Below are 18,656 nucleotides of genomic sequence, written 5' to 3' on the forward strand. Positions count from 1 at the left end.
CGATGGTCGACCACGAGCTGGAAACTGTCCGGCCGCGAATAGGTCACGCTCATCGGTCGGCCTCGATCCTCGGCCTGTTCGGCAGCACGATCGATCCGATCACCGCGACCACGGTGCAAATGACGACCGGATACCAGAGCCCCGCAAATACGTCGCCAACCGCAAGCGAAAGATAGGTTGCAAAGAAGGGCAGGAAGCCGCCGAAGATTCCGGCGCCGATGTGGTAGGGAAACGAAAGTGCCGTGTATCGGATGTTCGCCGGGAACACCTCGACCAGGAACGATGCCACCGGCCCATAGACCATCGCGACGATGACGGTCATGACGACCAGCAGAAAGACGATGTAGGCCGACGACACCTTTGCAGGATCGGCCTTGACGGGGTAACCCGCGTCCGACAGGGCCTTGCGATAGGCTGCCGCATCGTATCCGGCAATCGTTCTGCCATCGACCGTCATGGATACAGCATGGCCACCAATCGGAGAGGCATAGCTGAAGTTGACGCCGCTTCCGATCAGCAGCTTCTTGGCCTGCACGCAAGGCTTGCTGTGGTCGCCGTGCGAGCTCAGCAGCGCAGCTGCAAGGCCGAACTGGCACGCTTTGCTGGTGGTGTCGGCATGCACGGTCACCGGGGCGCTGCGGGTCGCTGCGACCAGCTGCGGGTTCGCAGCTTCCAGGAGGGACGAGAACATCGGCCGGTAGCACAGAGCCGAAAGCACGAGGCCCGTCATCATCAGCCACTTGCGTCCGATCCGGTCGGACAGCCAGCCGAAGAAAATGAAAGCCGGAGCTCCGATGACGAGGCCGATCGCCATCAGACCATACGAGGTCTGCAGGTCGACCTTTGCCACCTGCTGCATGAAAATCATCACGTAGAACTGGCCGGTGAAATAGGTCGAGCCCATGCCCGCTGTCACACCGAACAACGCGATCAACACAAGACGAAGGCTGGACCAGCGCGCAAACGTGTCCTTGACGGGACTCCTGGACAGGCGCCGCTCCGCCTTGAGGCGCGCAAATACCGGCGATTCGTGCAGCTTGGCTCGAACGTAGATCGATAACGCCAGCATCGCGATCGACATGATGAAGGGGACGCGCCATCCCCAGGCCCTGAAATCGGCTTCGCTCATGATGCTCTGCGTGCCGATGATGACCACGATCGAAAGCGCCAATCCGACCGACGACGTGATCTGGATCCAGCCGGTCAGGAGTCCGCGCCGGTTGGGGCGCGAATGTTCCGCAACGTAAACGACGGCACCGCCATATTCTCCGCCGACAGCGAGGCCCTGGATCAATCGCAGCACGACCAGCGAAACCCATGCCGCATGGCCGACGCTCGCGTAGGTGGGCAGGAAGCCGATCAACGCGGTGCCGCCGCCCATCATGATGATGGTGATGAGGAAGGTGTATTTTCGACCGACCCGATCGCCAATGCGACCGAAAACCACGGCGCCGATCGGACGGATCACGAAGCCGGCAGCAAGGGCGCCGAGGGAAGCGAGCACCGCTGCCGTCGGATTGTCCGGCGGAAACAACACCGAACTCATGAACACGGCCAGCGAGCCGTAGATGAAGAAATCGTACCACTCGAACATCGTTCCGAGGGTCGACGCGAAAACGACCTGCCGCTCCTCGCTGCGCGTTAGATTCTGGTCGGCGGGTGCCGCCGTCACTCGTGCATCCATTGCCATTCCCTGTTCGCGCCCCGCGGCCAAACCGTAACCCGCAGCGTATTTTATTTAGTCATACTCATATGATGTCGTCAAATAGGACAAGCTTGAATGTTTGCCGACTCGCGCCCAATAATGCGGCAAGCATCGTCCACGATAACTGCCTGATATATAAGGATTTTCAGTGAAGAGGCCGCGCCGAACCCGCCCGCCGGATCCGGCGCCTGCATCAGCACGTGGATCCAAGCCCGTCAAAATCAGCAAGGCAGAACGCAGCGGTCGGCGCGGCATTCAGTCAATCGAGATCGGTTTCAAGATCCTCGATTACCTGCGGACTGAGCTGCGACCCGTGCCGCTGAAGATGATCGCCGCCAGCACCGGAATGTCGGCAGCCAATGTCCACTATTATCTTGTGAGCTTTCAGGCCGTGGGCATCGTTCGACAGGAGACGGACACCGGCTGCTATGCGCTCGGCCCCTACGCATTGAAACTCGGCATGGCGGCCATCGAGCAATTCGACGTCTTTAGCGTCGCGCGGCCTGCCATGACCGAACTCGCAACGACGATCGGCCACACGGTATTTCTCGGCGTGTGGGGCAATCGTGGACCAACCATCATCTATCGCGTCGAGGGCGGAGCCAGCCGCCCCATCATTGAGCTGCGTGTCGGAAGCGTCCTGAGCTTGCTGCGGTCCGCACTGGGGCGAAACTTTCTTGCACATCTGCCGCGCTCCCTGACGAGCCAGATGCTGGATCAAGAGCTCAAGGAGGAACTCTCGCGCGAGACGCGGGTGGACGATGCGCCCACCACCAAGGCCGAGGTGGAGCAGATGATGGACACGATCCGGCGCGACGGCATCAGTCGCTGCCGCGATGCCCTTCTGCCGAACTTCACCTCTCTTTCCGCGCCGATTTTCGACCAAGGCGGGTTCATGATCGCGGCCATCACGATGATGGGACCTATCGGCATTCTCGACGATGACCTGAAAGGTCCGACCGCGACAGCGCTGATCGCCCACGCGCGCGCCCTCTCCGTGACCGCCGGCTGGCAACCCGAAGGCTGAAATCGCCAGCAAGCGGCCCGATCAGGCGGGAACGGGCGAGGCAGCGCGACGAATTCGGATGCCGCAGGCAGGAACGGGACGGTCGTTAGAGAACGACGTCGCGATTGACGTTCTTGTACAAGAGATAAACCGAGTGAGCCAGGCCGGTGGGATGGAATTGCTGCGGACAGAACGATCCCATCCAGATGAAATCATCAACCCAGATTTCGTGCCAGGTATTGCCAAGATAATACAGGCCTTGACCTTCAAGCATGAATAATCCGTGCTCCATGATGTGCGTCTCGACGGCTGGAAAGCAAACGCCGGGCTGGAAGAACATCAGGTTCATCTCGAAATCGAAGCGCAGATCGCCCATGGGAAGCAGGTGTTTGAAGCCGCGACCGACCAAGCCCGTGTGGTTCGTCATCGGCATGGCTTGCTGTTGACCGATGATCGCCGTTGGCGCGGCAATACCCTCGGCCGTCTCATAGCGCTTCTTGACGGCGATGACGCGGGCAGACGCCGTGGGATGACAGGACAGCGCGAAGGACACGCCGGGTGGAACATAGACAAACGCGCCGGCTGTGAGCGACACCGGCGGGTTGGCGTCGATGCTAACGTCCACGCCTCCCGTCACGACATAGAAGAAGTGCTGCAGGTCCACACAGATCGGCTTGACTGTGCCGCCTGCGGGTTCGATTTCCAGCAAGTATTGGGCGAAACCGGCACCTAGCGTCGGCGCCGCGAGAAAACGCACGGTCGTGGACGCCCACGCCGGAAGCCGGCTTTTCAACACGCCTTCCGGCGGTATGAACGCGAAGTTGCGACCGATCACTCCGCGATTGTGACCGATCGATCCAGGAGGAACGGTGCCTGGCTGAGAAGGAAAATCAGTGGGATGCATCTGAGACCCTCGGTCTGTTAGCACGGGTTGTGGTTGCGCAGGTGGTGACCGGTTCGCCCGGCGTCAGCGGAAGAAATTCGAGTTCTTTTTTCATGTGGGCGAAACTGATCCTGGTCATGCCAGCGCCATTGGCTCGATCGGTGGGAGCGACGCACGTCGCGACGGGTGTCAATCCAAAACGCGTCAAAACAACCGTGCTTCCATCCTGATTCCATGCCCGGAATTCAGCCAGAACACGGAAAGAGCTTTAGCGATGGGCCGCGCCGCCCGGCTTGGGAAAAATATGGCGAACACTTGAACCCGCTTCGCGCTGGAGCCAGTTCCGGACAGCCATCATAACAGGATCCTTGCGCCGAACAGGCGAATGCAGAAGATACCAACCGGTACCGCGCATCAATGGTGGAAAGGACAGGGGAGCGATGAGCCGGCCGAGGTCAAGCTCGGACGTCACCAGGCTGGGATCGATGAGAGCAAAGCCGAGGCCGTTCATTGCGGCGTGGGCGGGAAGCACGTTGTTGGCGAAATGAAGCATTCGTTGCGGCTGCTCGCCATGCAAACCGATCATCGCGAACCACGCGGCCCAATCTCCTGCAGTGTCATCGGTGGAGATCAAGGCTTCAGTCAGCAAATGGGCCGGTTCGAGGAGCCTGCGCTGAACCGCGAGATAGGCAGGACTGCACATGGGTATCAGCCGATCGGCGAACAAAAAATGAGCATTCAGCCGCGGCCATTCGCCTCTGCCGTGGGCAATGGCTGCGTCGGGCGCGCCCTCGCGCAAGAGGTCCGGCAAATCCGCATGCGTAAGCAGCCTGATCGTCAGCTCCGGCTGTTCACGGTGGAAGCGGGCGAAACGCGGCAGCAACCAACCGGTGGCAAATGACGTTTGCACGCTTAATGCGAACGTCGAGCGGGGACGCTCCGACAGCAGGCGGGCGGTACCGCTTTCGAGCAGGTCAAAGGCCTCAGACACCACCGGAAGCCAGGTCCGGCCAAACTCCGTCAGCTGGAGCGACTGGGGGTGGCGGTCGAACAGCTTGCGACCGATCTGCGCCTCCAGCGCCTTCACATGTCGGCTGATCGCACCGGGCGTCACCGCCAGCTCATCCGCGGCCAGCGCAAAGTTGACGTGACGAGCGGCCGCTTCGAAAGCCCGCACCGCGTTGAGCGGGGGCAAACGGCGACGGGCCGTCGATCCGCGTTTCGAGAGCCGTGACACTCGCCAATCCTGCTTTGCTCGGTTCAGTCGCTGCAGCCGCCCGACCGAAGCCCAGAGGGAGGCTTAGTTTTTATCATGCTTAGCCGCAAAACAAGTGGTTTGATGTAAAATGAATTGCGACGGTAGGTTTCACGGGTTCGCGCCGCGACAGATTGGCTTGGTGCGAACCAACGACACAAGATCGACCAGGGAGCGACTGGACACTGATCGTGATTGATGTGCTTCGCCCCAAAGGCGCGGTGAAGCATTTGGCAAACAAAAGGAGTTCCCGTGGGATTGCGTCAATTTATGCTGTCCGCCGCTCTTTCATTTGTTGGTGCCGCGGGTCTTTCCGTGACCGCGCATGCCGAAGACCGGGTGCTGAAGGTTTCGCTCCAGACCGAACTTCAGATTCTCGATCCGATCATCACTACCATCAATGCGACGCGCGTTTTCGCCTACCTCGTGTTTGACGAACTCGTCGCGATCGACAGCGAAGGCCATTACAAGCCACAAATGTTGTCCGGCTGGGACGTCAGTGCCGACCGGCTTACGTATACTTTCCATCTCCGCGACGGGTTGAAGTTCAGCGACGGTGCGCCCGTCACATCGGAGGATTGTATCGCCTCGATCGAGCGCTGGGCAAAGCGGGACGGCTTCGGTGCTCAACTCATGGACGCAGCGGATCGCTTCAAGATCATCGACACCAAGACCTTCGAGTTGAGTCTCAAGCGGCCATTCGCATTCGTCATCGATGCGCTTGGAAAGCCCGGCCATCAAATTCCGGTTGTGATGCCGGCGCGCCTGGCTCGCCTGGACGCCAATACAGCGGTGCCTGAAGTCATCGGTTCCGGGCCGTTCATTTTCCTGAAGGATCAATGGCGTGCCGGGGCCAAGGCGGTTTTTGCCCGCAACCCGAACTATGTTCCTCGTTCTGAGCCGGCGGATGGCCTCGCTGGTGGAAAGGTCGTGAGCTTCGACCGAATCGAGCTGTTGAGCATTCCCGACCAGTCGACGCGAGTTGCCGCTCTACAAAAGGGAGAACTCGATCTTCTGGAGGTCGTCCCATACGACTACATCGATATGTTGCGCAAAGATCCGAACGTTACACTTGGCAAGCAGCCGACGATCGCTCAGAACATGATTGCGATCAACGTCAATCACGCGCAGGCGCCCTTCGACAATCCGTTGATTCGGCGGGCCTTACAGGTTGCGGTCGAGCAGAGCGACGTCATGGCAGGTCTCGGCGTTCCGGTTGACATGTACCGCGTCTGCTATTCGATCTACATGTGCGGCAACAGCGGGAGCTCGGACGCCGGCACGGAATATTCCCGCGAGGTCGGGCCGAAGGCCGCGCAGAAGCTATTGAAGGAAGCTGGCTACAAAGGAGAGCCAGTGGTCTTCCTCCATGCAGGAACATCCGCCCTTCTCAATCCGGTCGGCTCGGTGATCGCGGACCAGATGAAGCAAGCTGGATTCAACATCGATTTTCGGACGTCGGACTACGCAACGGTTGCTGCTCGACGCTTGAAAAAATCGCCGGGCGCAGATGGTGGTTGGGGCGTAACGCCCATGGTGATGACCGGGATCGATCTGCTCAATCCGCTCGCGCAGCAGATGGTGTCGTTAAACTGCATGGAGAACAACCCAGGCTGGTACTGCGACCCCGCGCTGAATGATCTGTTGAAGGTGTATTCGCAGGCGTCAACTGCGGCAGACAGCAACAAGTCCCGCGACGAAATACAGGCCGTCTTCCATAAGAACGTCAACTATGTTCTGGCGGGGCAATTTGCTGCGCCTCCGGCCTACCGTTCCGATCTCAAGGGCATGATCCTCTTCAGCTTTCCGGTCTTCTGGAACGTTCGTCGCGAGTGAGGCTGGGACTCAGCAAACTTCCTCGGCCCGCAGTCCAGCATTCCGCTCTCGGACAATCGCGAAAATGCAACCCAAGATCCTCTACCAATTGACGAGCCCGATGCACCGGACCCTCGGTGCCGAGGAGATCGCGCGTCGGCGGACATACTTGTCCAGGGCCGCCTCATCTGATGTCACCATCGATGTGAGGCCGATCGAAAACGGCCCCTCGGCTGTCGAGTCCAACGCCGACGCGGCACTGGTGGTGCCCGAACTTCTGCGCAGCGTTCCAGGGTGGGTTGAGGCGAACTACGATGCCGTCATCATTGGCTGCTTCAGCGACCCCGGCATTGCGGCGCTACGAGACGTCACCGATATTCCGGTTGTTGGGCCGGGCAACAGCGCGATGCATCTCGCAGCTCAATTCGGCGAACGCTTTTCGGTGCTGTCATCCGATCCAACGCCCAAGGGGCTGATTGCTCGCCTTCGCTCCCTTGGGCTTGCCCAGCTCTTTGTCTCCGAACGCACGGTCGGCTGCTCTGTCCTCGATCTGGTCCGAAAGCCGGACGAGGCTTTCAATGGGATTTTGGAAGCGGCCCGCAGCTGTGTTGATGACGGCGCTGACATTCTAGTCGTGGGCTGTTTAGGCATGGGTTTCATGCCCCAGTTGACAGAGCGGCTGCAGGATCGCGTCGGCGTTCCAGTGGTCAATTCCGTTCTCGCCGGTCTCAAGGTCGCCGAAGCCGCCGTTAGCTTGCGTCTTCGGCGCGGGGCCAAGTCCGGCAACGGCAGCGATCGAGGCGCCGCCTGAGCCCCTTCTGTCGCTGGGCGGAGCCAGCCTTGTCCGGGAAAATTGATGACAAATGTCGCGCTCGCCAATGAAGTCGAACAGCTGAAGGCCGCTGCCCTTGGATATGCGGCGCGGCATGTCCCCGTCGCGAATTTCAGCTATCCGCCCGGGGTACGGATGGCGGTGAATTTCACCCTTGATTTCGACGCCATGCTGGCCCGGAGGCTTGCGAATGAGCCGCCGATGCAACGCGCGAAAGGGGAGTTCGGCGGCAGGATCGGCATCTGGCGCCTGCTGGAGATGTACGAAGCCCATGGGATCAAGGTCACGGTGTTCACCCCAGGGCGGATCTGCGAGCTTTATCCGGAGGCGCTCAAGCGAGCGGCCGGAGCCGGGCACGAAATCGCCGATCACATGTGGGAGCATCAGGTCCCCAAGGACAAGGCACTCGAGGAAAATCACCTGCTCAAGACGATTGCGGCGCTCGAACGCGTCACGGGCCGCCGTCCTGTCGGAACCCGTAGCGAGCACAGCCCCGCATTGCTGTGCCGGGAAGGCTTCATCTACAACTCATCGACCTCGTGTGCCTACACACCACTCTATCAGGACGATGAGAACGGCACGAACAGGCTGGTACAGTTGCCCGTGCATTTTGCGATCGATGACGCCATGTATTTCAGCGCCAACTGGGCCGGCAGCAAGACAAGTTCGCAAAGACTTCTCGATCCCGATGAGGTCTTTGAGATGTGGTGGAGCGCGTTCTGGCATCAGTACAAGATCAATGGTTACCTGAACTTCATGCTGCACCCCTTCGTCTCCGGACGTGCTTCCAGGGTCGACATGTTGGAACGCCTGATCGTCGCAATGAAAAAGCTTCCGGGCGTATGGTTTCCAACCTGCGAGGAACTGGCGCGGCACTCTCTGTCCCAGCGCCCACTGTAAATCATCGCCATCGAGACATCAGGACCAGCCGAATGCCCTGGAAGCAGGACTACACCATCTCCGACGAAATCGGGATAAAGGATGCAGACGTGCGCTGGCCGGACGGCAAGCGCTGCGCCTTCGGTATTGTCGTCGATCTCAGTCCAGCCTCGACGCCCGCCGGCATCACGGAGAGTGATCTCAAGCATCCGACCACGCTGTTCGGCATGACCGTGGGGCTGCAGAACGTCATGCGGCTGCTGAGGCGCTTCGGATTGCGCGCAACGTTCGTCGTCCCGGCGGTGATGGCGGAGATCTATCCGGACCGGATCGAGGCGATTCGAAAAGACGGGCATGAGATCGCCGCCGGCGGATGGAAACACGAGGACGTCAGCACATTGCTCGTGGAGAACGAAAGGGAGCGAATTGAGCTCACAACGTCCACGTTGAAACGAATCGTTGGAACCCGGCCGAACGGCTGGTTTTCCCTGCCGCGCCAGCAAGACGCATTTGCAGTGGGCAGTATCAGCAAAGCGACCATGGGATTGCTGATCGATGCCGGCTACACCTATATGGGCAACGGTCTCGCGGACGATGCGCCTCATTACTGGGTCGCTGACTTCCAGCAGGGCAAGGCAATCCTGACGCTCCCATATCATTACAGCTGCGATGACCAGTTTTTTCTAATGTTTCCATCGGAGGGGACTGGCCTTGATCGGGTCAATGCACTGAAGCGAAACTGGCTTTGCGAGTTCGAGGCCCAATACCGACGTGGCAGGTATTTCAGTCTGACCGTTCATCCGAAGGGGATCGGCTGGGGACATCACGCCGAGGCGTTTGAAGAGATCCTCACCCACCTGACAAGCTTCCCGGATTTATGGAATGCGACTGGGTCCGAATGCGCGGGTCATTGGTCGACAACCTACCCTGCGGACACATTTCTTCGGCTTTCTCCGTCCATCTGGAAAGACCACGAGGGCAGCCTGAGCTGACGTATCGCCGTCATCTGCGAGACGGCGCCAAGGATGTTGTCAGCAATTTGAGGAAGCAATATGCCAGAAAGATTTCAAGAACTCGAAGCGGAAGCGATCCTCGCTGGCCTGCGTCGTTGGGTGGAAATTGAAACACCGACCGGCGACGTTGAGAATATGACGCGACTGCTCGATGTCGTCGCTGCCGATTTTGCACCGCTCGGTGCCAGCCTTGAGCGGATTCCCGGAAACAACGGAATGGGCGACCATCTATTGGTTCGGCTACCGTGGGGAGGCGGACCCGGCATTCTCTCGGTTTGTCATCTGGACACTGTGTGCGCTCCCGGATCGGTCGCGATGCGCCGCAACGGCGACCATTTTCACGGCCCGGGCATCGCCGATATGAAGGCAGGCGGCTATCTGGCATTTAAGGCCGCAGAGCATATTGCTGGTCTGGCTCACCAGCCGAACATGCCGCTCACAATTCTCTACACCTCGGATGAGGAGATCGGCTCGCCGACCTCGCGCGACATCATCGAGCGGTTGGCCAGGGAGTCCCGCTACGCCCTCATCGCCGAGCCGGCACGCACGGACGAGGTGATCACGTTCCGCAAAGGACGCGCAAAATATCGCCTGAATGTCGAGGGACGGCAAGCGCACGCCGGCTCGGCCCACGCAAGTGGCCGCAGTGCCATCTCGGAGATCGCGCGCCAGATCGTAGAACTCGACAAATTGACCGATTACTCAACGGGAACGACGATCAACGTCGGTGAGATCGGTGGCGGGACCACACCGAACGTCGTTGCTGGCCACGCGTTCTGTACCATCGATGTTCGCTTTTCCAGCGCCGAAGCCGGTCGAGCAGTCGACGAGACGATCCTGTCCGCAGGGCCGATCAGTTGCGACGTGACAATCGCGGCAAGCGGAGAAATTGAAAAGCCCTGCCTTGAGCGGACCGCGGGTGGACTCATGCTGTTCGGGTTAGCGAAGTCAATTTCCCATGAACTCGGCGTCAGTCTGATCGAAACATCGAGCGGCGGCGGCAGCGACGGAAATTTTACGTCTGCAGTCGGCATCCCCACCTTGGATGGTCTGGGAGCGATAGGCAACGAGTGGCATTCGCCGAATGAATACGTTGTGGTTTCTGCACTTCCGCGGCGCGCCGAGTTGTTGCGGCGAATGATCACCGATCTGGATTAGGGCGGCGAAAACAGCGTATCAAGTACGCGTCAATCCATTGATGATGCGACTGGATCGATACGGCGTTGGCCTTCAGAGCGCGATTGATCGCCTTCACGGCATGACAGATCCAGCCTGTCAGGCCCCACGGTTCCTCGAACTCAATCAGTCCCCCAGTGGCCCTTTGGCATCCCCGTCGCTCCCCCTCAGCAACTCGTATTTGATCCGCCGCATGCGTGCCTGTGCTTCGAGTGGCTTGCAATAGGCAGTGGAGGCAGCGAGCAGATCGATGGTGGCGAGAAGCAGATAGCGCGACGCCGTCGGCTTGAGCGCGTCGGGTGCCTCGGGCACATGCACGCCAAGCGCAATATCGGCGATCGAAGCCAGCCTGCTTTGCGGCTTGGTAATTGCGACGACCAAGGCGCCATAGTGCTTGGCGATACCGGCGGCCTCGATCACTTCGTTCGCTGCACCGGTGGTCGAGATGGCAACGACGACATCGTCCCGGCCAAGGGTCGCGGCGATCATACGCATCAACCTCGGATCGGAGGCGTGGGAGACGGCGATCCCAAGACGAAAGAACCGGTTCTGAACCTCCGCCGCCGCAAGGCTCGAACCGCCACCGACACCGAACGCGGCAAGCTTCGAACAACGGGAGATAGCTTCGGCAGCCCTCTCGATGTCCTCCTTCCGAAGTCCCTCCTCGGCAGCGGCAATCGCACGGCGAATCTCTTGAAACACCGACCGCCAGAGCGCGGGGCGCGCCAGATCCGTCCCGACATGCGGGGGCAATTCAACGTAGATCCGCCCAACCGCCATTGCTTGAGCCAGCCTCACCTTGAGGTCACGGACGCCGCGGCAGCCGACGGAGCGGCTGAACCGGGTTACCGTCGGCTCGCTGACGCGCGCCCGGCGCGCCAGCTCGGAATTGCTGGCGTGAACAGCAAACTCGATATCGGCCAGCAGCACCGTGGCAACGCGTTGCTCCGACGGGCTGAGACTCGGAGCGCTCTGTCTGATCAGGGAGATGATGTCGCCGGCCACGACATTGTCGTCGCCGGGCAGCTTCGAGACCGCTGCACCAACGGCTCTTGCCGAGTCATTTCGCTTTGCACGCGGCATTGCCCGCCCTTCCCTAGGTCAGATCAACCTGCGCCCTTGGCAGCGAAGCTACCGTAAGAAACCTTCAGCATCGATCAAACCTATATCGGTATGCCTCATCAGGGATAGCATTTTTCGCTTGATAATTGCCGAATTCTGTATGTAACTTTCAAACAATCAATAGCGTGCCGTCAGACCCAGCAGCTGAAGGCACATCCCCTGCACCGGGAAGCAGGCGGCTCGACAGGGCGGGAGGAGCGATCATGAGATACGGTCCAAGTGTCTTGATGCGTGGCGTCGTAGGGCTCGCCACCGCGTCGTTCTTGATTGCGCAGGCCAATGCCGCCACCCTGCTGCGCGAAGCCACCATCGGAGAACCGCCGCCGCTCGATGTCATGCTGACGACGGCCGACGTCGCATCAGTCATCGGCCGCCATATCTTCGAGACCCTGTATGCGCTGGACTCGACCTATACGCCGCGTCCGATGCTGGCCGAGAACGATCGCGCGGAAGACGGCGGTCGGACCATCGTCATCAAGCTCCGCGAAGGCGTCCTCTTCCACAACGGCAAGGAGATGACCGCCAAGGATGTGGCCGCCTCGATGACGCGATGGGGCAATTTCGGTGCGCGCGGCAAGCTCCTGATGGCCGCGGCCACATCGGTCGAGGCGACCGGAAAGTATGAGGTCACGCTGAAATTGTCGGCGCCGAACGGCGCCTGGAAGGCTCTGATTGCGGACGTCAATGGCGGCCTTGCGATCTATCCGGAAGACATAGCCGCCAATGCGGGGAACCGGCCGATCGAGCAGAAGGACTATATCGGCACCGGACCTTACAAGTTCGTGGAGTGGCGGCCGAACCGCTATGTCGAGGTGGAGAGGTTCGATGGCTACAAGCCGGTGAAGGAGAAGGGCGACGGCTTCGCCGGCGCCCGCCTCGCCAGCTTCGACAAGATTCGGTTCATTCCGGTGCCTGACGTCGGCACGCGTGTGAGTGGCGTGCAGGCGGGCGACTACGATTATGCGGAAATGATCTCTGGCGATCTGTATGAGTCCCTGAGCAAAGACCCATCGGTTCAGGTGCAGCGTACGAACGCGCCGATCTTCGGCCTTTTCTTCATGAACTCGAAGCAGGGGATCCTGAAGGACAATTACAAGCTCCGCCGCGCCATCCAGACCGCGCTGGAAAAGTCGCAGGCGCTGCGCGTCGCCTTCGGCCCCAAGGACCTGTGGAATGCCGAGGGATCGATCTTTCCCAAGGGCACGCCCTGGTATTCGACGGAAGGCGCCTCCAATTACAGTGCGCACGATCCGAAGAAGGCCAAGGAGCTCGCAAAGGAGGCGGACTACACGGGGACGCCGATCCGCTTGCTGGTATCGACGAACTACCAGGCACACTATGACGAAGCCTCTGTCTTCACCCGCCAGCTGGCCGACGCCGGAATCAATGTTCAGATGATGGTCGTCGATTGGGCGACTCTTCTGAAGATGCGAGGCCAGCCGGAACAGTGGGACATCTTTGTCACCCACCATTCCTTCGCGCCCGACCCGCTGCTGCTCACGTTCCTGAATGCGAGCTATCCCGGCTGGTGGGATAGCCCGGAGATCGGCTCGCTTCGGGCTGAATTGATCAACACGACCGATCCAGCCGCTCGGAAGTCGACATGGGACAAGATCCAGTCGCTGATCTATGAACAGGTACCGGTCATGAAAGTGGGCGATGCCTATACCTATGACATTGCTTCTCCCAAGCTCAGGGGACTCAACCCGAACGGTCCCGTCTTCTGGAATGTGTCCACGAAATAAGGACGGGAAATGAGGCCGCGAGGACTGTCGGGCGCCGGCGTCGGCGCGCATCGTTGCCGCTGATCAGGCGCACAATCACATGTGGTCTTACGCACTCAAGCGCGCAGGAACGACAGCGGTGACGCTTCTTGCAGCGTCCGTCATCATCTTCGCGTTCATCCATATCGTGCCGGGTGATCCCATCTATGTTCTGCTCGGTGACACCGCGACTCCCGACCAGATCGACGCCTTGCGACACCAACTCGGTCTCGACCAACCGATCATCCTGCAATATCTGAATTGGACCGGCCATGTGCTCGAGGGCGACCTTGGGCGGTCGATCTTCTTTCAGGCGCCCGTGCTGTCAGTGATTGCCGATGGTGCCGAGACCAGCACCTTGCTCGCCACCATGACGATGATCTGGGTTGCGGTCATCGGCGTGCCGATCGGCATGATTGCGGCGGTCCGGCACGGTACGTGGCTCGACCAGGGACTGTCCGGCGCGGCGATGCTGATGGCCTCGATACCCACGTTCTGGGTCGGGCTCTACCTGATCCTGATCTTTGCCGCCTGGCTCGGCTGGTTTCCGAGTTCCGGATATCCGTCGATATTCGAAGGCGGTGTCGTCAATCTCCGCTATCTCGTCCTCCCCAGCCTGGCGCTTGCGGCGCCGAATGCCGCTTTGATCCTGCGGCTGACGCGCGCCAGCATGCTGGACGTCTCCCGTGAGGACTACGTGCGCACCGCGCGTGCGAAGGGAATCCGGCCCTGGCAGGTCGTGCGCCGCCACATCTGGCGCAATGCGCTGCTGGCGGTCGTCTCGGCATTCGGCTTCACTTTCGCTGCGCTGCTCTCCGAAGCGGTGGTAACCGAAACCGTGTTTGCCCTGCCCGGCATCGGCCGCCTCGTCGTCCAGTCGATCCTCCGCCGGGACTACCCGGTGATCCAGGGCGTCATCCTGGTCATCGTCGTGGTCTATCTCCTGGTCAATCTGATCGTCGATCTGAGCTACCGTCTGCTCGATCCGCGGGTCGAACTTCAATGAGCAGCAACAGCGCGACCTTGTGGCTCAAGCCGTTCATCGCCCGCCCGATCGCGCTGGCCGGGCTCGGGGTCATTCTGGCGACTGTGCTCGCCGCGGCCTTCGCACCCTGGCTGTCGCCTTACGATCCGTACGCCATCGATCCGCTGATCCGCCTGACGCCCCCGAACGTGACCCATTGGTTCGGCACCGACCAATTCGGCCGGGACACCCTGTCGCGCACCATTCATTCGGCACGCATGGCACTTCTGATCGGCTCGGGCGTGGTCGTCTTCGCCCTCGCGACAGGCGTTCCGGCCGGCGTACTTTCCGCTCTATTCCCGCGGCTGGGTCACCTGCTGATGCGCATGGTCGACGTGCTGATGGCTTTCCCGACTCTGCTTCTCGCACTTGGCCTGATCGTCGTCTTGAGCCCGAGTGTAGCCACTGTCATTCTAGCCATCGGGCTCGGCTACATGACGACGACGACGCGCATCGTTTACGGTCTGACGCTGCGCTTGCGCGCGGAAACCTATGTCGAAGCATCGCGTAGCATGGGCGCTGGAACCGTATGGCTCATCAGTAGGCACATCTTGCCGAACCTGGTCTCACCGCTTCTCGTACAGGCCAGCTTCGTCTTCGCGTTCGCGCAGCTTGGCGCGGCTTCACTCGATTTCCTAGGCCTCGGCGCCCCGCCGGAGATTCCGAGTTGGGGCAACATGCTGGCGGAATCGCGCACCTTCATCACGCGCGCACCGTGGCTGCTCTTCTTCCCGGGCATGATGATCGTGGCGACGGCATTTTCTCTGAACCTGGTCGGCGACGCATTGCGCGATCGACTCGATCCGCGGTTCCGTCAAGTCTTTGGTGAGAAAGGTTAGGCCGTGCTGAGCGTTCGCGACCTTACGGTGTCAGTGGGGCCGGAAACCGCGCCGGTCGACATCGTCGCGGGCGTGTCCTTCGACTTGGCCAAGGGCGAGATCCTCGGTCTCGTCGGCGAGTCCGGCTGCGGAAAGAGCATGACCTCGCTTGCGGTCATGGGATTGCTGCCGCAGCCCGGTCCCCGGGTCCGGGCCGGGCGGGTCCTGTTGGAGGGCAGCGACGTAACGCAGTTGCAGCCCTGGCAACGTGTCGAAGCGGGCCACGGCCGCATGGCCATGATCTTTCAGGAGCCGATGACCTCACTCAACCCGGTTCGTCGGATCGGCGATCAGATCGCCGAAGCCGTGCGCGTGCATGAGGGAATTTCGGGCGCGGCGGCGCTCTCCCGCGCGCGCGAACTGCTCGAGCTGGTGCGTATGCCCGACCCCGGAATGCAGCTGTCGGCGTATCCGCATCAGTTGTCCGGAGGTCAACGCCAACGGGTCATGATCGCGATTGCGCTGGCCTGCAGGCCGCAGGTGCTGGTCGCGGATGAACCGACCACAGCGCTGGATGTCACCATACAAGTTCAGATTCTCGGGCTTTTGCGCGAGCTCTGCAATCGCCTCGACATGGCAGTATTGTTCATCACCCACGACATGGGAGTCATTGCGCAGCTCGCCGATCGCGTGTCTGTCATGTACGCCGGCCGAATCGTGGAAACCGCGGCAGTCGATGCGCTGTTCGGCGAACCGCGTCACCATTACACCCGCGGCCTGATGGATTGCATGCCGTCGCGAAATTCCGGCGTGCGCCGGTTGCCAACCATTTCAGGTCAGCCGCCGGTGCCAGGTACGGTCGCTGCTGGCTGCGTCTTTGCCTTACGCTGCGCGGCGGTGCACGATGAGTGCCGCGTGGCGGCCCCGCCTCGCCTGGAGGCCTCCCAAGGGCACGAGGTGCTCTGCGCATTTCCGCTGGCCGGCGGGGAGCTGCCATGAGCGGCGATGTCATCCTCGACGTCCGGGAAATGATGGTTTCCTTCAGTGCCAGGCGAGCCGGTCGGAAATACCGGGTGCAGGCGGTGGATGGTGTGTCGCTGTCGCTGGCCCAGGGGGAGGTCCTCGGGATCGTCGGCGAATCGGGCTGCGGCAAGACCACGGTGGGCCGAACCATCGTCGGGCTGGTCCAGCCCGGCAGCGGCACCATCAAATTCAAAGGAACCGAAATGATCGGAGCCGGCAGCTCCAGCCTCCGCGCGATGCGTCTGAACGTCCGGATGGTTTTCCAGGATCCCAATGCATCGCTCAACCCGCGGCGCACAATTGGAGACTCGGTGGCAGAGGCGGGCGACATCAGCGGTTTCTTCAAGAGCCGCGCCGAGCGCAGCGCGGCCATCGCGGCCACGTTGACGGGCGTCGGCTTGAATCCGTCTTTCGCCACTCGCTATCCGTACGAACTGAGCGGCGGGCAACGACAACGGGTCGGAATCGCACGCGCCATTCTTCCCACGCCGTCCATCGTCATCGCCGACGAGCCGGTCTCGGCCCTCGACGTTTCCGTGCAGGCGCAGGTGCTCAATCTGATGATGGACCTGCGTGACCAGCTGAGACTGTCGATGCTCTTCATCTCGCACGACCTTGGCGTGATCGGACAGATCAGCAGCCGTGTTGCCGTCATGTATATGGGCCGGGTCGTGGAGCAGGCCGGGACGCGGACGGTCTTGGAACACCCGCTCCATCCTTATACGCGCGCGCTGGTGGCAGCAATTCCAAAGCCGGATCCATCGAAGCGGATCCTGGGCGCGATCGAAACGGGTGAACCGCCAAGCCTATTCACACGGCCACACGGCTGCGCTTACGCGCCCCGCTGTCCAATAGCCAGCGATCGCTGCCTCGTCGACGTTCCAACACTTCGGTCTGTCGGCACGGACGGCAGGACAATCGCCTGCCACAACGTATAACCAGCAAGTGCCGCCCACAGAGAAATGACGCCGCGCATTTTGCTGCCTAGCTGGACCGCCTCCTCTTCCATTTGTTCGATCTGCGATCTACTCCGTCCTGGCGGATGCCGCTCCGGATGGAGATGTCAAATGAAGCGCCTTCTGCTTTCGCTCGTCTCGGCCCTGCTCGTCATCAGCGTGGCGAGCAGCATGCTCAGATCGCATGCACTTTTTCGCTCTGCACAGAGTGGGATGCCAAGCATTCAAGAGTTGCAAACAGGCCGAGCGGGCACGCTGCTGGAGCAACAGATCGAGGACCGGTCCGTCCTGTTCGCCAGAGAGCTGACGCGATAGAGCATACCGGACCAGGACCAGCCTCTTTTCGTCCGCTCGTTTTCATTCAGCCGCGGCGGTCGCGGGTTGCGGCGTTTGATCGTTCGGCCCAGTTCGCGCCATCTCCTCGTCGAGCCAGAGGCTGTGATGTTCGCGTGCCCAGTTGAGGTCGACCTCGCCCGAGCCCATGGCCTCGAAAGCTCCCTCCATCCCGATCGTGCCGATGTAGATATGCGCAATCATTGCGGCCACGAAGAGTACGGCCACCACGGAGTGGATGATCTGGGCCATCTGCATGCCTTCGATGCCACTCATGTAGAACGGGAACATCAGCGCGTATCCCGTTGCGGCAACGAGGCCGCCGCCGATCACGACGATCCAATAGATCATCTTCTGGCCGGCATTGAAGCGATAGGCCGGCGGATGATCATGGCCGACAATGCCCCCTCCCCGCTTGATCCAGGCAACATCCACCTTGTTCGGGAGATTTCCCGCGATCCACATCAGGAAGATCAAGATGACGCCGATGGTGAACGGGAAACTCAGATAGTTGTGGGCATACTTCGCCCATTGCGACCACTCGGAGAAGGCTTCAAAACCGATCAGCGGCAATAACAACGGCCGCCCGAAGGTGATGTTCAGACCCGAGATAGCGAGGATGATGAAGCAGGTGGCTGTCATCCAATGCACGAAGCGCTCAAACAGGGTGAAGCGCACGATAGTGCGTCCCGATCGCCCGCTTTCAAGCCGCACCATGCCACGGGTGAGATAGAAGATCACGAGCACAGCCAGCATGCCGATAATCGCGACGCCGCCGATCCAGCGCAGCGTGACATTGCGAAACTCCCGCCATTCGCGCCCCTGTGGCTGCTCGAGCACGCCCGACCTCTGATCCGGGATGCTGACACGGCCCTGGATTCGGTTCAGCTCCTGCAGCAATTGCTGCTCCTTGACGGAGCTTGCGGTCGGGTTGACCTGCTGAGCGCTCGCTGGAGCCGCCATGATCACCAGAAGCAGCGCGCATGCGCCGAATGCCAGGCGAATGAGTCTTCCAAATGACGCCATCTGCGCCTCCCGGTATCGCGTCCTTGA

17 protein-coding genes are annotated in these 18,656 nt (G+C 60.8%); 12 read left to right on the top strand and 5 right to left on the bottom strand.

Going from position 1 to position 18,656, the window contains the following annotated elements; genetic code table 11:
* Positions 1 to 49: 49 nt before the first annotated feature.
* On the bottom strand, positions 50 to 1,672 hold the full coding sequence (locus FXV83_RS15405) for an MFS transporter (protein WP_235939654.1): 1,623 nt from the start codon (positions 1,670 to 1,672) through the stop codon (positions 50 to 52).
* Positions 1,673 to 1,853: 181 nt separating this feature from the next.
* Between FXV83_RS15405 and FXV83_RS15410 the strand changes: the two genes are divergently transcribed.
* Positions 1,854 to 2,732, top strand: a complete 879-nt coding sequence (locus tag FXV83_RS15410) for an IclR family transcriptional regulator (protein WP_148740256.1) — start codon at positions 1,854 to 1,856, stop codon at positions 2,730 to 2,732.
* A gap of 85 nt (positions 2,733 to 2,817) precedes the next feature.
* On the opposite strand, the gene allE is transcribed toward FXV83_RS15410, so the two are convergent.
* Together allE and FXV83_RS15420 are read right to left on the bottom strand one after the other, a co-directional pair.
* A complete protein-coding gene (allE, locus tag FXV83_RS15415) occupies positions 2,818 to 3,615 on the bottom strand; it encodes a (S)-ureidoglycine aminohydrolase (protein ID WP_148740257.1) in 798 nt (265 codons plus the stop codon).
* Positions 3,616 to 3,862: 247 nt separating this feature from the next.
* On the bottom strand, positions 3,863 to 4,831 hold the full coding sequence (locus tag FXV83_RS15420; RefSeq protein WP_148740258.1) for a LysR substrate-binding domain-containing protein: 969 nt from the start codon (positions 4,829 to 4,831) through the stop codon (positions 3,863 to 3,865).
* 270 nt (positions 4,832 to 5,101) lie between these two features.
* Here FXV83_RS15420 and FXV83_RS15425 point away from each other — a divergent pair, with 270 nt between their 5' ends.
* The 5 genes from FXV83_RS15425 (at position 5,102) to FXV83_RS15445 (ending at position 10,546) form a co-directional block, all read left to right on the top strand.
* On the top strand, positions 5,102 to 6,685 hold the full coding sequence (locus tag FXV83_RS15425) for an ABC transporter substrate-binding protein (protein ID WP_148740259.1): 1,584 nt from the start codon (positions 5,102 to 5,104) through the stop codon (positions 6,683 to 6,685).
* Between the two features lie 64 nt (positions 6,686 to 6,749).
* The gene (locus FXV83_RS15430; RefSeq protein ID WP_148740260.1) at positions 6,750 to 7,475 is read left to right on the top strand and encodes an aspartate/glutamate racemase family protein; all 726 of its coding nucleotides are present in this window, start codon (positions 6,750 to 6,752) and stop codon (positions 7,473 to 7,475) included.
* A 45-nt stretch (positions 7,476 to 7,520) separates the two neighbouring features.
* The gene (locus tag FXV83_RS15435; protein WP_148740261.1) at positions 7,521 to 8,396 is read left to right on the top strand and encodes a polysaccharide deacetylase family protein; all 876 of its coding nucleotides are present in this window, start codon (positions 7,521 to 7,523) and stop codon (positions 8,394 to 8,396) included.
* A 32-nt stretch (positions 8,397 to 8,428) separates the two neighbouring features.
* Positions 8,429 to 9,367 (top strand): polysaccharide deacetylase family protein, encoded by a 939-nt coding sequence (locus FXV83_RS15440; RefSeq protein WP_148740262.1) that lies wholly within the window; start codon positions 8,429 to 8,431, stop codon positions 9,365 to 9,367.
* Positions 9,368 to 9,427: 60 nt separating this feature from the next.
* The gene (locus FXV83_RS15445; RefSeq protein WP_148740263.1) at positions 9,428 to 10,546 is read left to right on the top strand and encodes a M20 family metallopeptidase; all 1,119 of its coding nucleotides are present in this window, start codon (positions 9,428 to 9,430) and stop codon (positions 10,544 to 10,546) included.
* 144 nt (positions 10,547 to 10,690) lie between these two features.
* Here FXV83_RS15445 and FXV83_RS15450 read toward each other — a convergent pair whose 3' ends face one another.
* Positions 10,691 to 11,569 (bottom strand): MurR/RpiR family transcriptional regulator, encoded by an 879-nt coding sequence (locus FXV83_RS15450; protein WP_235939660.1) that lies wholly within the window; start codon positions 11,567 to 11,569, stop codon positions 10,691 to 10,693.
* A gap of 320 nt (positions 11,570 to 11,889) precedes the next feature.
* Here FXV83_RS15450 and FXV83_RS15455 point away from each other — a divergent pair, with 320 nt between their 5' ends.
* From FXV83_RS15455 to FXV83_RS15480, 6 genes are all read left to right on the top strand, one after another.
* A complete protein-coding gene (locus tag FXV83_RS15455; protein ID WP_148740265.1) occupies positions 11,890 to 13,431 on the top strand; it encodes an ABC transporter substrate-binding protein in 1,542 nt (513 codons plus the stop codon).
* Positions 13,432 to 13,510: 79 nt separating this feature from the next.
* The gene (locus FXV83_RS15460) at positions 13,511 to 14,455 is read left to right on the top strand and encodes an ABC transporter permease (protein ID WP_148740266.1); all 945 of its coding nucleotides are present in this window, start codon (positions 13,511 to 13,513) and stop codon (positions 14,453 to 14,455) included.
* A 17-nt stretch (positions 14,456 to 14,472) separates the two neighbouring features.
* Positions 14,473 to 15,312 (top strand): ABC transporter permease, encoded by an 840-nt coding sequence (locus FXV83_RS15465; protein ID WP_235939669.1) that lies wholly within the window; start codon positions 14,473 to 14,475, stop codon positions 15,310 to 15,312.
* A 3-nt stretch (positions 15,313 to 15,315) separates the two neighbouring features.
* Positions 15,316 to 16,290, top strand: a complete 975-nt coding sequence (locus FXV83_RS15470; RefSeq protein WP_148740268.1) for an ABC transporter ATP-binding protein — start codon at positions 15,316 to 15,318, stop codon at positions 16,288 to 16,290.
* Positions 16,287 to 17,252, top strand: coding sequence for an ABC transporter ATP-binding protein (locus FXV83_RS15475; protein ID WP_148740269.1), 966 nt, complete (start codon positions 16,287 to 16,289; stop codon positions 17,250 to 17,252). Before FXV83_RS15470 ends, FXV83_RS15475 begins: the two co-directional genes overlap by 4 nt.
* A 129-nt stretch (positions 17,253 to 17,381) precedes the next feature.
* On the top strand, positions 17,382 to 17,585 hold the full coding sequence (locus FXV83_RS15480; RefSeq protein WP_148740270.1) for a hypothetical protein: 204 nt from the start codon (positions 17,382 to 17,384) through the stop codon (positions 17,583 to 17,585).
* Positions 17,586 to 17,627: 42 nt separating this feature from the next.
* Here the strand turns inward: FXV83_RS15480 and FXV83_RS15485 are convergent, their stop codons facing one another.
* Positions 17,628 to 18,629 (bottom strand): formate dehydrogenase subunit gamma, encoded by a 1,002-nt coding sequence (locus tag FXV83_RS15485; protein WP_148740271.1) that lies wholly within the window; start codon positions 18,627 to 18,629, stop codon positions 17,628 to 17,630.
* Positions 18,630 to 18,656 lie beyond the last annotated feature (27 nt).

Source organism: Bradyrhizobium hipponense (genome assembly GCF_008123965.1).
Lineage (GTDB): Bacteria > Pseudomonadota > Alphaproteobacteria > Rhizobiales > Xanthobacteraceae > Bradyrhizobium > Bradyrhizobium hipponense.

What these genes read in the sequence shown, in the direction of transcription:
- FXV83_RS15455 (WP_148740265.1), top strand. Translation starts at nt 11,890, where the DNA reads ATGAGATACGGTCCAAGTGTCTTGATGCGTGGCGTCGTAGGGCTCGCC.
- FXV83_RS15445 (WP_148740263.1), top strand. Translation starts at nt 9,428, where the DNA reads ATGCCAGAAAGATTTCAAGAACTCGAAGCGGAAGCGATCCTCGCTGGC.
- FXV83_RS15430 (WP_148740260.1), top strand. Translation starts at nt 6,750, where the DNA reads ATGCAACCCAAGATCCTCTACCAATTGACGAGCCCGATGCACCGGACC.
- FXV83_RS15435 (WP_148740261.1), top strand. Translation starts at nt 7,521, where the DNA reads ATGACAAATGTCGCGCTCGCCAATGAAGTCGAACAGCTGAAGGCCGCT.
- FXV83_RS15485 (WP_148740271.1), bottom strand. Translation starts at nt 18,629, where the DNA reads ATGGCGTCATTTGGAAGACTCATTCGCCTGGCATTCGGCGCATGCGCG.
- FXV83_RS15460 (WP_148740266.1), top strand. Translation starts at nt 13,511, where the DNA reads ATGTGGTCTTACGCACTCAAGCGCGCAGGAACGACAGCGGTGACGCTT.
- allE (WP_148740257.1), bottom strand. Translation starts at nt 3,615, where the DNA reads ATGCATCCCACTGATTTTCCTTCTCAGCCAGGCACCGTTCCTCCTGGA.
- FXV83_RS15440 (WP_148740262.1), top strand. Translation starts at nt 8,429, where the DNA reads ATGCCCTGGAAGCAGGACTACACCATCTCCGACGAAATCGGGATAAAG.
- FXV83_RS15475 (WP_148740269.1), top strand. Translation starts at nt 16,287, where the DNA reads ATGAGCGGCGATGTCATCCTCGACGTCCGGGAAATGATGGTTTCCTTC.
- FXV83_RS15480 (WP_148740270.1), top strand. Translation starts at nt 17,382, where the DNA reads ATGAAGCGCCTTCTGCTTTCGCTCGTCTCGGCCCTGCTCGTCATCAGC.